General features: G+C 71.4%; 11 protein-coding genes. 8 read left to right on the top strand and 3 right to left on the bottom strand.

The annotated features are described in order from the left end of the window. Positions 1–39: 39 nt before the first annotated feature. Positions 40–2,229 (bottom strand): transglycosylase domain-containing protein, encoded by a 2,190-nt coding sequence (locus ACQPZ4_RS44780; RefSeq protein ID WP_433050781.1) that lies wholly within the window; start codon positions 2,227–2,229, stop codon positions 40–42. Positions 2,230–2,276: 47 nt separating this feature from the next. On the opposite strand from ACQPZ4_RS44780, the gene cobC reads away from it, so the two are divergent. The 3 genes from cobC to cobA are packed head-to-tail and all read left to right on the top strand — an operon-like array spanning position 2,277 to position 5,538. After that, entirely contained in the window at positions 2,277–3,293 is a 1,017-nt protein-coding gene (gene cobC, locus ACQPZ4_RS44775; RefSeq protein ID WP_433050778.1) for an Rv2231c family pyridoxal phosphate-dependent protein CobC, read from the top strand. A 5-nt stretch (positions 3,294–3,298) separates the two neighbouring features. After that, complete coding sequence (gene cobT / locus ACQPZ4_RS44770; protein WP_433050775.1) at positions 3,299–4,342, top strand: nicotinate-nucleotide--dimethylbenzimidazole phosphoribosyltransferase; 1,044 nt, start codon at positions 3,299–3,301, stop codon at positions 4,340–4,342. Beyond that, entirely contained in the window at positions 4,339–5,538 is a 1,200-nt protein-coding gene (gene cobA, locus ACQPZ4_RS44765; protein WP_433050772.1) for a uroporphyrinogen-III C-methyltransferase, read from the top strand. The genes cobT and cobA overlap by 4 nt, the downstream gene beginning before the upstream one ends. A 50-nt stretch (positions 5,539–5,588) precedes the next feature. On the opposite strand, the gene otsB is transcribed toward cobA, so the two are convergent. Then, the gene (gene otsB, locus ACQPZ4_RS44760; RefSeq protein ID WP_433050769.1) at positions 5,589–8,147 is read right to left on the bottom strand and encodes a trehalose-phosphatase; all 2,559 of its coding nucleotides are present in this window, start codon (positions 8,145–8,147) and stop codon (positions 5,589–5,591) included. A gap of 93 nt (positions 8,148–8,240) precedes the next feature. Further along, positions 8,241–9,641 (bottom strand): alpha,alpha-trehalose-phosphate synthase (UDP-forming), encoded by a 1,401-nt coding sequence (locus tag ACQPZ4_RS44755; RefSeq protein WP_433050766.1) that lies wholly within the window; start codon positions 9,639–9,641, stop codon positions 8,241–8,243. A 110-nt stretch (positions 9,642–9,751) separates the two neighbouring features. Here ACQPZ4_RS44755 and ACQPZ4_RS44750 point away from each other — a divergent pair, with 110 nt between their 5' ends. The 5 genes from ACQPZ4_RS44750 to ACQPZ4_RS44730 all read left to right on the top strand — a co-directional run bounded on the left by ACQPZ4_RS44750 (position 9,752) and on the right by ACQPZ4_RS44730 (position 13,876). After that, the gene (locus tag ACQPZ4_RS44750) at positions 9,752–10,321 is read left to right on the top strand and encodes a hypothetical protein (protein WP_433050763.1); all 570 of its coding nucleotides are present in this window, start codon (positions 9,752–9,754) and stop codon (positions 10,319–10,321) included. Between the two features lie 99 nt (positions 10,322–10,420). Continuing rightward, positions 10,421–12,100 (top strand): energy-dependent translational throttle protein EttA, encoded by a 1,680-nt coding sequence (gene ettA, locus ACQPZ4_RS44745; protein ID WP_433050760.1) that lies wholly within the window; start codon positions 10,421–10,423, stop codon positions 12,098–12,100. Positions 12,101–12,117: 17 nt separating this feature from the next. After that, positions 12,118–12,525 (top strand): acyl-CoA thioesterase, encoded by a 408-nt coding sequence (locus ACQPZ4_RS44740; RefSeq protein WP_433050758.1) that lies wholly within the window; start codon positions 12,118–12,120, stop codon positions 12,523–12,525. A gap of 3 nt (positions 12,526–12,528) precedes the next feature. Next, positions 12,529–13,152: a hypothetical protein gene (locus ACQPZ4_RS44735; RefSeq protein WP_433050755.1), complete on the top strand. Its 624-nt coding sequence runs from the start codon at positions 12,529–12,531 to the stop codon at positions 13,150–13,152. A 169-nt stretch (positions 13,153–13,321) separates the two neighbouring features. Then, positions 13,322–13,876 carry a YbjN domain-containing protein gene (locus ACQPZ4_RS44730; protein ID WP_433050752.1) on the top strand — a complete coding sequence of 185 codons (555 nt, stop codon included), beginning with the start codon at positions 13,322–13,324 and terminating at the stop codon, positions 13,874–13,876. The last annotated feature ends 72 nt before the right edge of the window (positions 13,877–13,948 follow it).

Here is a 13,948-nt window from a genome sequence, read left to right as displayed (position 1 = left end):
CGCAGCCGGCAAACGCGCAGCCACCAAACGCGCAAGCGCTCAAAGGCCGCGCGAAGAACGCGGCTTCGCCTTGGCCGCAGGCTTCTTCCCCACGATCTGCGGCGAAGGCGGCGTGAACCCGCGCCAAGGCATCGCGGCCAGCGAGTCGTGCAACGTGTCCGCCACCGTCTCCCGCGGCTTGCTCGCGTTCCCCGACCCCACCCGGTGCAGCGGATTGTCCGGATCGGCGATGAACCCCGCGATCGTGAGCCCCGGCGTCATGCCGACGAACCAAGCCGTCCGGTCGTCGTCGGTCGTGCCGGACTTGCCGGCGACGGGCCGCCGTACCGTGGAGAACACCCGGGGCGCCGTCGACCATCCGCCGCAGTCCCCGGTCGCGGCCTTGTAGCCCGTCACGCACCGGGCGGCGTCCACCGCGCCCCGCGCGACATCGGGGGAGAGCACCTGCGCGCACCGCGGCTTGGCCACCTCGACGCCCTTGTCGTCCACGACCGGCTTGCCGCTCACGTCCGTGATGGACACGACCGGGGTCGGCTCGCAGTGCACGCCGTCCGCGGCGACCGTGGCGAAGGCGCCCGCCATCTCCATCGGCGTCGTGTCGGCCACGCCCAGGGTGAACGCGCCCCAGCCCTTGGCCCGCGCGGGCGCGGCGAGCTGCTGGTCGATGCTCGTGCGCCAGTGCAGCCCCAGCCGCTCGGCCATCCGCACGGCGGAGTCGGCGCCCACGCGCTGTTCGAGCTGCACCCAGTAGGTGTTCACGGACTTGCCGAAGCCCGACCACATGGTCTGCCGCCCGGTCATCGAGTCCGAGGCGTTGGACGGGCACCAGAAGTCGTTGCCGCAGTGGGCCGGGCTGTTGCGACCCGTCCGGTACTTCGTCTGCACCGTCTTCGGAGCATAGATCGACGTCGACAGGGGCAGCCCCTGTTCGAGCGCCGCGAGCATCGTGAACATCTTGAAGGTGGAGCCGGCCTGGTACCCCGCCATGCCGTCCCCGCCGCCGAGGAGCGGGTTGACCGTGTTCGGGTAGTTGCCGCGCAACCGCTTGCGCTGCCGCGGGTCGGAGTGCGGGCCGTTGCTCGCGCGGTCCAGGGAGTACACCCGGTTCACGGCCATCGCCCGCACGAGTCCCGTCCCCGGCTCGATCGCGACCTGCCCGAGCGCGTAGGGGCTGCGGCTCTTCTCCCGCTTGTCGATCTGGGCCTGCGCGATGTCCTGCACGCGCGGGTCGATCGACGTCACGATGGTGAACCCGCCGCGGCGCAGCCTGTCCAGGCGCTCGGTCGAGTTCGCGCCGAACACCGGCTGGTTGGCCCACCAGGAGCGGAACATCGCGCAGAAGAAGCCGTACCCGGGGCGGGTGGCCAGGCAGTCGTTCGGCGGCTCGGTCAGCTTGAGTGCGATCGGCACGGCGTGCGCGGCCGCGGCGTCGGTGCGGCTGAGGTACTTGAGGTCCACCATCCGGTCGATCACGTAGTCGCGCCGCGTCGTGGCCGCCTTCGCGTCGGAGCCGGAGGGGTCGTACGACGACGGCGCCTGCACGAGACCGGCCAGAAGAGCTGCCTCCGGTACCGTCAGATCGGCCGCCTTCTTCGAGAAGTACACCTCCGCCGCGGCCTGCACCCCGTACGCGCGGTGGCCGAAGTACGCGACGTTCAGGTACCGCTCCAGGATCTCCTGCTTGCTCATGTGCTTTTCGAGCTCGAGGGCCAGCTTCATCTCGCGCAGTTTGCGCGCGCCGGTCTGCTCGGTCGCCTCGTTCACCTCGGCCGGCGTGCGCGCGGTGTCGCGCAGGACGTTGCGCACGTACTGCATCGTGATGGTCGAAGCGCCCTGGGACACGCCGCCCGCCTTCTGGTTGGCCACGAACGCGCGCGCGACGCCCTTGAAGTCCACGCCGTGGTGCTCCCAGAAGCGCGCGTCCTCGGCGGCGACGATCGCGTGCTGGATGTTCGGCGACATCGACGCGATCGGCGTGTACGTCCGGTACTCCTCGTAGAACTGCGCGAGCATCGAGCCGTCGGCGGCGTACACATGGGTCGTCTGGGCCGGCATGGACTGCCGCAGCGCGTCCGGCGGCATGACCAGCGCGTCCGCGCCCTTCTTGGCCCCCATGCCGCTCACGGCGGCCAGCGGGTAGATCAGCGCGGCCACCGCCAGCCCGACGATGAGGCCGGTCCGCAGGAGCGCGAGGAAGCCGCCGGCCACTCGCAGCGTGCGCGCGATCACATTCTTAAGCTAGGACAAATCGGCGTGCCGTACGCGACGATCGCCTGATGCTGCGGTTCCACGGCGATCTTGAAGTCGCGCCGGGCCTCGTCGACCTCGCCGTGAACGTGCGGCAGGAGGCGCCCCCGGAGTGGCTCATGGGGCCCATCACGGCCTCGCTGGCCCACCTCGGCGCCTACCCGGACCCGGCCGAGGCCACCGCGGCGATCGCGGCCCGGCACGGCCGCCCGCCCGAGGAGGTGCTGCTGACCTCGGGCGCCGCGCAGGCCTTCGTGCTCGTCGCGCAGGCGCTGCGGCCGGAGCGGGCGGTGGTGGTACACCCGCAGTTCACGGAACCCGAAGCCGCCCTGGTGACCGCGGGCCACGCGGTCGAGCGGGTCGTGCTGCGCGAGTCCGACGGGTTCCGGCTCCCCGGCGCGCCGATCCCGGAGACGGCCGATCTCGTCGTCGTCGGCAACCCCACAAACCCCACGTCGGTACTGCACGAAGCAACCGACCTCGCCCGCTTCACCAGGCCCGGGCGCGTCACCGTGGTCGACGAGGCGTTCGCCGACACGGTTCCCGGCGAGCCCGAGTCGCTGGCCGGCGCGCGCGACCTGCCCGGCCTGCTGGTGATCCGCAGCCTCACCAAGACCTGGGGCCTGGCCGGCCTGCGGATCGGCTACGTGCTCGGCCCCGCGCCGCTGCTCGACCGGCTGCGCGAGCATGCTCCACTGTGGAGCGTCTCGACGCCCGCCCTGGCCGCGGCGATCGCGTGCGCGTCCGAGCGCGCGGTGCACACCGAGCGCGAGATCGCCGTCCGGCTCGTGGCCGACCGCGCCCACCTCGTCGCCGCCCTGGAGCGCGCGGGCGTGCGGGTGGCCGGCCGCCCCGCGAGCTCGTTCGTCCTGATCAGGGTGGACGATGGCGAGAGGGTGCGGGCCGCGCTGCGCGAGCGCGGGTTCGCGGTGCGCCGGGGCGAAACCTTCCCGGGACTGGGCCCGGACTGGTTACGTATTGCCGTGCGGGACACTGCCACCAGTGACGCCTTCGTCGCGGTGTTGTCCGAAGTACTGGGAAGGTGAGCAACATGCTGCACGAGACGATCGCCGCGATCCGGCCGCTCGACGACGAGGCCATCGCGGCCGCGCGGGCCCTGCAGGGGCGCCTGACGAAGCCGATGGGGTCGCTGGGGTCACTGGAGACGCTGGCGGTACGGCTGGCGGGCCTGGCCGGCACGTGCCCGCCGCCGCTGCCGCAGCCCGCCGCGCTGGCGATCTTCGCGGGGGATCATGGGGTACACGAGCAGGGTGTGACGCCGTGGCCGCAGGAGGTCACCGCGCAGATGGTGGCCAACTTCGTGGCCGGCGGCGCCGTGGTGAACGCGTTCGCGCGCCAGGCCGGGGTCGACGTGACCGTGGTGGACGTCGGCGTGAAGGCCACCCTCGACCCGGCCGAGGGCCTGCTCGACCGCAAGGTCCGGGCCGGGACCCGGGACCTGAGCGCCGAGCCGGCGATGACCCGCGAGGAGGCGATCCAGGCGGTCGAGGTCGGCATGCAGGTGGCGGCGGACCTCGTGGCGGGCGGCGCGCGGGCGCTGCTGACCGGCGACATGGGCATCGCCAACACGACCCCGTCGGCCGCGCTCATCGCCGCGTTCACGCACGCCGACCCGGCCGCGGTGACCGGGCTGGGCACCGGCATCGACAGCGAGACGCACGCCCGCAAGGTCGCCGTGGTCACGTCGGCCGTGGTCGGGCTGCGCGCGGACGACCCGATCGACGTCCTGGCCGCCGTGGGCGGGCTGGAGCATGCGGCGCTCGCGGGGTACATCCTCAAGGCGGCCGAGCTGCGCGTGCCGGTCGTGCTCGACGGCGTGATCGCCGCCTCGGCCGCGCTCGCCGCCCAGGCCCTGGCGCCGCTCGCGACGGCCGCGATGGTCGCCGGGCACCGCTCGGCCGAGCCCGGGGCCACCGTCGCCCTGAGCTATCTTGAGCTCGAACCGCTCGTCGACCTGGGCCTGCGCCTGGGCGAGGGCACCGGCGCCGTGCTGGCGCTGCCGATCGTGGCCAGTGCTGTCCGCGTCCTGCACGAGGTTGCCACCTTCGATTCCGCTGGAGTTGCCCACAAGTGAACCCCTACCCCCTCGGTTTGCGGCTGGAAGGGTTGCGCGTCCTGGTGGTCGGCGGCGGTACGGTCGCCACCAGGCGCGTGCCCGCGCTGCTCGACGCGGGCGCGGACGTCGTGCTCGTCTCGCCCCACATCACCCCCGCCCTGCGCGCGCACGTCGACGCCGGCCGCCTCACCTGGCGCGAGCGGCGCTTCGAGCCCGCCGACGCCGACGACGCGTGGCTGGTGCACGTGGCCGTCAGCGACCCGGCGGCGGCCCAGGCGATCAGCGAGGTGACCGCGGCGAAGCGGATCTTCACCGTCCGCGCCGACGACCGGCACGCCGCGACCGCGTGGACGCCCGCGGTGACCCGCCAGGGCCCGGTCACGGTCGCGGTCCTGGCCGGCGGCGACCCGGTGCGCGCGGTCGCGGTGCGCGACGCGATCGGCGAGCAGCTCACCGCGGGTGTACTGGACGCCGCCGACGAGGGCCGCGCGGGCACGGTCGCGCTGGTCGGCTCGGGGCCGGGCGATCCGGAGCTGCTGACCGTCAAGGGGCGCCGGCTGCTCGCCGCGGCCGACGTGGTCGTGATCGACCGGCTGGCCGCCGGGCTGCTGCTGGACGAGCTGCGGCCCGAGGTCGAGCTGGTCGACGCCTCGAAGATCCCGTACGGCCCGTCGGCCGCGCAGGAGGAGATCAACCGCGTCCTGGTCGACCGCGCCCTGGCCGGCAAGTTCGTGGTCCGGCTCAAGGGCGGCGACCCGTACGTCTTCGGGCGCGGGGGCGAGGAGCTGCTGGCCTGCGCCGCGGCGGGCGTGCCGGTCGTGGTGGTGCCGGGCGTGACCAGCGCGATCGCGGTGCCGTCGGCGGCCGGGATCCCGGTCACCCACCGCGGCGTCGCGCACGAGTTCACGGTCGTGTCCGGCCACCTGGCGCCCGGCCACGCGGAGTCGCTCGTGGACTGGGCGGCGCTCGCCCGGCTGCGCGGGACCGTGTGCGTGCTGATGGGGCTGAAGAACCTGGCCTCGATCGCGGCGGTGCTGCAGTCGCACGGGCGGGCGCCGGACACGCCGGTCGCGGTCGTGCAGGAGGGGACGACGCGGGATCAGCGGACGCTGCGGGCGACGCTGGGCACGGTCGCGGACGCGGCGAAGGAGGCGGCCCTGCGGCCGCCGGCGGTGATCGTCATCGGCCCGGTCGTGGACGCACTGGTGAACTGAAGCGAGCGCCCCTCCGCCGGAGAACGGCGAAGGGGCGCTCGAAAAAAACTTCAGGAGCGGTCGAGCTCCAGGGCACACCGGATCAGCCCGAGGTGCGAGTACGCCTGCGGGTGGTTGCCCAGCGCCCGCTCGGTCATCGGGTCGTACTCCTCCGGAATCAGCCCCGTCGGCCCGGCGCACTCGATGAACTGCGCGAACAGCTCCTCGGCGTCGGCCCGCCGCCCGGTGCGCAGGTACGCCTCGATCATCCACGTGGTGCACAGGTGGAAGCCGCCCTCGGCGCCCGGCAGGCCGTCGTCCCAGCGGTAGCGGTACACCGTCGGGCCCTCGCGCAGGTCGGCCTCCACGGCCAGGACCGTCGCCAGGAAGCGCGGGTCGTCGTCCTGCAGCAGCCCCGACAGGCCGATCCACAGCACCGAGGCGTCCATCTCCTCGTAGCCGTAGGCGACCGTGTAGGCGCCGATCTTCTCGTTCCAGCCCTTGTCGAGCACGTTGTCCGCGATCGTCTTGCGCAGCGTGCTCCAGGCGTCGGGGACCGGGCGGCCCTGGCGCTCCAGGAGCTGGATGCCGCGGTCGACGGTCATCCAGCACATGACCTTGGAGTACACGTAGTGCCGCGGCCGCCGGCGGGCCTCCCAGATGCCGTGGTCCGGCTCGTGCCAGCGGCGCTCGACGGCCTCGACCATCGCGGTCATGAGCGCGAAGTCGCCCTCCTCGGGCGGGCGCACGTCGGCCAGGGCGCAGATCAGGTCGGCGACCGGGCCGAACACGTCGAGCTGGACCTGGCCGTTGGCGGCGTTGCCGATGCGCACCGGGCGGGATCCGGCGTACCCGGGCAGCGCCTCGATCACGGCCTCCGGGCCGAGCTCGTTGCCGTCGAGGGTGTACAGCGGGTGGAGCCGCTCCGGATGCCCGTCGGTGTTGTCGGAGACCCGCAGCGTCCAGCGCACCAGGCTCTCGGCCTCCTCGGTCGAGCCGAGGTCCACGAGGGCCTTGGCCGTGAGCGAGGCGTCGCGCAGCCAGCAGTACCGGTAGTCCCAGTTGCGGGAGCCGCCGATCTCCTCCGGCAGCGAGGACGTGGCCGCGGCGAGGATGGCGCCGGTCGGCTTGTGCCACAGGCCGCGCAGGGTGAGCGCGCTGCGGCGGACGAGGTCCTTGGCCACCGAGGGCAGCTTGAGCGACTCGGCCCAGTCCCGCCAGGCGGCCTCGGCGGCGATCTGGCGCTCCTCCAGGGCCACCCGCGGGGCCTCGATCGAGTCGGTGCCCAGGCGCAGCTCCAGCATGGCCGTGCCGCCGGCGGCGTTCAGGTCGACGGTCGCGCGCGCGGTGTCGCTGTGGCCGTCGGAGGTGATCTCCCATTCGATGCCGGGGGAGTACAGCGCGATCGGCTCGTTGCTGCCCAGCACCAGCAGGCCGTCGCCGCCGAGCGGCTGCAGGCGGATGTGCACCTGGCCGAAGTCGGGGCGCGGGACGAAGTCGATGCGGGCCCGGGAGCTGCCCGACAGCACCCGGATCAGCGAGTTGCCGGTGCGGTGGTGGTCCAGCCAGTCGGTGACGGTCAGCCCCGACCAGCGGGTCTCCACCGTCATCGTGCCCGGGCGGTAGCGCTGCCCGAGCGGGGTGCCGCCGCGCTCCGGCTGCACCGTGAAGTGCCCGGCCGCCGTGTCGCCGAGCAGGTCGGCGAAGACCGCGCCGGAGTCCGGCTTCGGGTGGCACAGCCAGGTGACCCGGGCCGCCGGGGTGAGCAGGGCGACCGTGTGGGTGTTCGAGAGCATCGAGTGCCGCTCGATGGGCACGGCCTGCTCGCCGAAGAGCCAACGCCGCCGGGTGTACAGCAGCAGCTCGAGCACCCCCACCGCCGCCGCGGCGTCGTCGATGTGGAAGCGGGCCTGGGTCTCCTCCTGCGCGTCGCCGACCTTGATGCCGAGGTCCGGCCCGTGCAGGTGCGCGAAGGCCTTCTCGTCGGTGGCGTCGTCGCCGAGGTACACCACCGCGCTGGCGCCGACCTGCATGCGCAGCGCGTCGACGGCGAGGCCCTTGTCGGTCGGCACGACGGACAGCTCGATGACCTCCTTGCCGGTGGTCACCTCGATGTCGGGCCAGAGCGCGGCCCCGCTGCGCACGGCGTCGAAGACCCGCTGGGCCACGTCCCGCGGCGCGGCCCGGGTGTGCACGGCGATGCTCGCCGGCTTGCCCTCCAGCCGGACGCCCGGCTGGTCCTTGCAGATGGCGTTGAGCGCGGCCTGCAGCTCGTTGCGGCGCTGCTGGCGCTCCGGGGGGAGCTCGTCGACGTAGCCGACGTCGAACTCGGAGCCGTGGCTGCCGACGAGGCGCACCTCGGCGGGGAGGCGGGACAGGGCCGCGAGATCGCGCAGGGCCCGGCCGCTGATCACGCCCACCGTCGTCTGCGGCAGCGACGAGAGGGCGCGCACGGCGGCTACGGACTCAGCGGTCGGAGTCGCCTTGGTGGGGTCCGCGACGATCGGCGCGAGGGTGCCGTCGTAGTCACATGCCACCAAGAGGTTGGGCACGCGGGCGACGCGAAGCACCGCCGCGCGGAGGTCCGGGTCGAGCGAGAGGCCGTTGCCTGTCGCCGAGATCTGGTTCATGTCCGGCCTGTTCGTGGAAGTCGGTTGTGCATGCAGGGTGTTCGACTGGGTGTCGGGTGGTGCGGTCGTACGGGCGCCGAGCCGACGGGCGGGTCATGATGCGGCGCCGAGCGCGTCCAGGAACGAGTCCGCCCAAGTTCGGACATCGTGGGCGCGCAGGTGGGAATGCATAGCATGCATCCGCTTGCGGCCCTCGACCGGGTCGACATGGATCGCACGCATGAGTGCGTCTTTCACCCCGTCGAGGTCGTGCGGATTGCACAGGAACGCCTGACGCAGCTCGGCGGCCGCGCCCGCGAATTCCGACAGCACGATGGCGCCCCGGCCGTCGGCGTGGGCGCCGACGTACTCCTTGGCCACCAGGTTCATGCCATCCCTCAGCGGAGTCACCATCATCACGTCGGCCGCAACATACAACGCGGCCAGCTCAGCCCGACTGTACGACTGATGGAGATAGTGCACGGCGGGTTGGCCAACTCGTCCGTACTCCCCATTGATCCGCCCGACCTCACGCTCGACGTTCACCCGGAGCGTCTGGTAGTGCTCCACCCGCTCCCGGCTCGGCGTAGCCACTTGTACCATCACCGTCTCGGGCGCCGTGAGTCGTCCATCCGACAGCAGTTCCCTGAATGCCTTGAGCCTTCTTTCGATGCCTTTGGTGTAGTCGAGCCGGTCCACCCCCAGAATGATCGTCCGCGGCTCACCCAGCTCCGTGCGGATGGCGGCCGCTCTGGCCTGCACTTCCGGGGACGCGGCGAGCCGGCGCATCTCCTCGACGTCGATGGAGATCGGGAAGGCCTCGGCGCGCACGGTGCGCCCCTCCCACTCAACGATTCCGCGGCGCACCCGGGTGCCCAGCAGATGTCGGGCCAGTTGGACGAAGTTCTGTGCGCCGAGTGGCCGTTGGAAACCGACCAGATCGGCACCGAGCAAACCCTTGAGAATGTCCGCGCGGCGCGGTAGTTGCATGAACAGTTCGACGGGCGGGAATGGGATGTGCAGAAAAAACCCGATCTTGAGATCGGGCCGGGACTCGCGCAACAGTGCGGGTACGAGCTGCAACTGATAGTCCTGGATCCACACCGTCGCGCCCGGTGCGGCATCGTCGGCGACGGCCTTGGCGAATCGCTCGTTGACCAGCCGGTACGACTCCCACCATCGACGCTTGAAGATCGGTGTCTCCACCGCATCGTGATAGAGCGGCCACAGGCTGGAATTGGAGAAGCCCTCGTAGTACCGCTCGATCTCGCCGGCGCTGAGCGGCACGGTGTGCAGGTGGATGCCGCCGGCCTCGAAGGTCTCCTCCTTGGCGTCGGCGTCCCCCGCCCCGCCGGGCCATCCCACCCAGGTGCCGTTGCGCTGCTGGAGCACCGGCTCGAGCGCCGTCACGAGTCCGCCCGGGCTTCTGCGGTAGCTGACCTCTCCGTCCGGGCCGACCACCTTGTCGACGGGCAACCTGTTGGCGACCACTACGAATGCACTGTCTCCAGCCACGTGTCGAGTCCTCCCCCTGGGTGATCCACCCTCGTACTTTCAGCCTACTGATCCCCGTAGCGACCTGGCAGCATGCGGAGTGCTGGCTCACAGGTGCGATCCTGCTGTGCATGTCGCGAATCGGGGCCGATCAACCCGAACAGGGATCGAGCCGCACCCCCACCGTCGTTCTGCTGTCGTTGCTGATCCTCACCGTCGTCGGGGCGCTGTTCGGATACGTGCTCGGTTTACGCGACATCGATGAGGATAAGTCAGCATCCGGTGACGTTCCGTCGGCGGTACCGTCTGATGTGACGTCGGCCGGCGCCGCGCCGCCCGTCAAGGTGGTGGACTGCCCGCCGTTCATCAGCGCCGCGGCCAAGCAGTTGCGCCCGGACGCCGCGACGCCGTTGAAGCAGGTGCAGTACGTGCGGACGGACAGCAACAAGGAGGCCTGGATCTGCCGCGAGAGCGACGGCTCGGGGCTGTGGTACCAGGGCCACGACCGCAAGGAGAACTGGTACGACGGCGGCGAGATCCCGGAGGAGGGCAAGAACGGCCTGCTGCGGCCCGACGTGCAGGACCGCGGCAACCGGACCTACGCGGTGACCAACCAGGACGTGACCTACGTGGTGACCCCGCGGGGCCTGTCGATCGGCACCCGGACCTACGGCGCGATCCAGGCCTACCCCGCTCCGTGAGGGGCCGGTTGGGCGGTTCGCGGCGGGCCTGGAAAGATTGGGGCCATCCGCATGCAAACATTTCGCACACATACAGCTGACCGGAGGTAGGGGCGCACCGTGGCGCAGTACATCTACGTGCTCGAGAAGGCGCGCAAGGCGCACGGCGACAAGGTCGTGCTCGACAACGTCACGCTGTCGTTCCTGCCCGGCGCGAAGATCGGTGTGGTCGGCCCGAACGGCGCCGGCAAGTCGAGCCTGCTCAAGATCATGGCGGGGCTGGACAAGCCCAGCAACGGCGAGGCCCGGCTCATGCCCGGCTACACCGTCGGCATGCTGCTGCAGGAGCCGCCGCTCAACGAGAGCAAGACGGTCCTGGGCAACATCGAGGAGGCCGTCGCCGACACCAAGACCAAGCTCGCCCGGTTCAACGAGGTCGCCGAGCTCATGGCGACCGACTACACCGAGGAGCTCATGGAGGAGATGGGCCGCCTGCAGGAGGAGCTCGACCACGCCGACGCGTGGGACATCGACTCCAAGCTGCAGCTGGCCATGGACGCCCTGCGCTGCCCGCCGCCGGACGCCGACGTGACCCAGCTCTCCGGGGGTGAGCGCCGCCGCGTCGCGCTGTGCAAGCTGCTGCTCGAGGCGCCCGACCTGCTGCTGCTGGACGAGCCGACCAACCACCTCGACGCGGAGAGCGTCAACTGGCTGGAGCAGCACCTGCAGAAGTACGCCGGCGCCGTGCTGGCCGTCACCCACGACCGGTACTTCCTGGACCACGTGGCCGAGTGGATCGCCGAGGTCGACCGCGGCCAGGTCCACGGCTACCAGGGCAACTACTCCACCTACCTGGAGAAGAAGGCCCAGCGCCTCGCCGTGGCCGGCCGCAAGGACCAGAAGCTGCAGAAGCGCCTCAGCGAGGAGCTCGAGTGGGTCCGGTCCAACGCCAAGGCCCGGCAGACCAAGTCCAAGGCCCGCCTCGAGCGCTACGAGGAGATGGCCAACGAGGCCGAGAAGACCCGCAAGCTGGACTTCGAGGAGATCCAGATCCCGCCGGGCCCGCGCCTGGGCAACCTCGTGATCGAGGCCAAGGACCTGGTCAAGGGCTTCGACGAGCGCGGCGTGCTGATCGACGGGCTGTCGTTCACGATGCCCCGCAACGGCATCGTGGGCATCATCGGCCCCAACGGTGTGGGCAAGACCACGCTGTTCAAGACCATCGTCGGGCTGGAGAAGCCGGACGCCGGCTCGGTCCGGGTCGGCGAGACGGTCAAGCTGTCCTACGTCGACCAGAACCGCTCCGGCCTCGACGGCGACAAGACGGTGTGGGAGGTCGTCTCCGACGGCCTGGACCACCTGATGGTCGGCAAGGTCGAGATGCCCTCGCGGGCCTACGTGGCCGCGTTCGGCTTCAAGGGCCCGGACCAGCAGAAGCCGACCAAGGTGCTCTCCGGCGGTGAGCGCAACCGGCTCAACCTCGCGCTGACGCTGAAGATCGGCGGCAACGTGATCCTGCTGGACGAGCCGACCAACGACCTCGACGTCGAGACGCTCTCCTCGCTGGAGAACGCGCTGCTGGAGTTCCCCGGCTGCGCCGTGGTCATCTCCCACGACCGGATGTTCCTGGACCGCGTGGCCACCCACATCCTGGCGTGGGAGGGCGACGACGAGAACCCGGCCAAGTGGTTCTGGTTCGAGGGCAACTTCGAGTCGTACGAGAAGAACAAGGTGGACCGGCTCGGCGCCGAGGCGGCCCGGCCGCACAGCGTCACCTACCGCAAGCTCACCCGCGACTGACGGTGACGGCTCAGTAGGTGGCCCGGTTCATCTATCACTGCGCCCTGCGCTGGTCCGACCTGGACGCGTACGGGCACGTCAACAACGCGCGCTTCCTCACGCTCTACGAGGAGGCGCGCGTTGCCCTGATGTTCACCGCCGCCCGGGCGGCCGGCCTGGAGTCGTTCGAGAACGGCATCGTCATCTCACGTCATGAGATCGACTACCTCCGGCCGGTCGACTACGGCGACCCCGTCCGCATCGAGCTGTGGATCGAGGAGATCCGGGTCTCTCGATTGACGGTGGCCTACGAGCTCTTCGACGGGGACGAGCTCGCGTCAAGGGCGCGCACGGTGTGCGTCCCTTACGACCTGGAGGCCGGCCGGCCCCGCCGGGTGCGCGACATCGAGCGGGAGTTCCTCTCGCCCTACGCGGAAACCGGTTAGGAATTGGGCTGGCTGGCCGATTCCGGCCGTACCGACGCCCGCGCGTTCGCCGCGCGGGTGGCCCGCCTGGACCCCGGCGCGGTCGTGCGGCTGCGCCCCGCCGGGGAGGGCGCGGTGGCCCTCTGGTCGCGGCTGCCGTGGGGGGTGCTGGTCTGCCGCGGGGTGCCCGCCTGGGTCGACCGGGACCGCACCGTCGCGGCCCGCGAGCTGCTCGGCCCGGTCGATGAGCGCGTTCCCACATCGCGGGACACGGATTGGCGCTGGTCGCTCCCGCCGCTGCCCGGCACCGTCGTCGAGCGGATCCCCGCGGCCGACGTGCTGCGGGTCGGGGCGGCCGCCGCGGCGACCCTGCGCACCGCCGCCGCCGAGGGGGTCGGCGGCCGGCCGGTCGGCTCCCGGATGCTGCGCGACGCGCTGCTCGATCACGAGCCGATCGTGGTGACCACCGAGGGTGGCCGGCGTATACCGGTCTCGCAGCGGCTGGTCCAGGCGGTCATCCGGATGGGCTTCGTCGCCGACGGCTCCGGAGACTTCGTCGATGTCCGGATTTCGGGCCCATGGACGGCCCTGGCCTGCGCATATGGCTCTGCCTGGCATCGTGGGGGCGGGTCGCCCCTCATCGGATAGACGGCTGTAAGACCCTCACCCGAACGGGTGGTGCGAGGGTGAAATTGGGGGCTGCTGAAACTCGGCCGAACGGGTACCGTCCTCTTTCGGGTCCACCGCCGAGCGAATTCACTCGGCGACGGACCGCACATGCGGGTGGAGGCGCACGGGGGAGCAGGGAGCCGGGACGATGCCAAGGTGGCCATGGCGGGCCGAGCAGGCGAACGGGTCGAAGACCGACTCGATCGTCGCTCAGCTGCCGCGGGAAGACGCGACCCCGACGATCGACGGAGCGTGCGAGAAGCCGCAGGAGGACGGCGCGGGCGTCATCGCGCCGGTGACACTGCTACGGGTCGCGGAGGCCCTCGAGAAGCTCGACATCCGATACCTGACCGACGGCGACGGCAGCCTGCTCGCGCTGTGGGAGCGCCACGCGGTGCTCTTCGCGCTGGAGGGGCCGTCGGACGAGATCCTGGTCATCCGGGCCCGGCCGCACGCGACCGTGCCGCCGGACTGGTCCGACCGCGCCTACCGGGTGATCAACGAGTGGAACCACACGCGCCGCTTCTACAAGGCGTATGTGGCCGACCCGACCGACCGCGGCCAGCTGCCCATCTACGCCGAGATGCAGGTGCCCCTGCTGTCGGGCGTGCACGACGCGCTCATCGCCGAGCTCGTCGACTGCGCGGCCGTGGTGGCCCTCGGCTTCGTCGACTGGCTCCACGACGAGGGCGCACTGCTCTAGCGTCCGCCGTGCGGGCGCGGGCCGAGCCTGTTCAGTTGTCCAGCCCTGCGGCCGCGGGTGAAGGCGACAGGA

Source organism: Dactylosporangium sp. CS-033363 (assembly GCF_050942475.1).
Classification (GTDB): domain Bacteria; phylum Actinomycetota; class Actinomycetes; order Mycobacteriales; family Micromonosporaceae; genus Dactylosporangium.
This window is presented reverse-complemented; position numbering and strand designations above follow the sequence as displayed.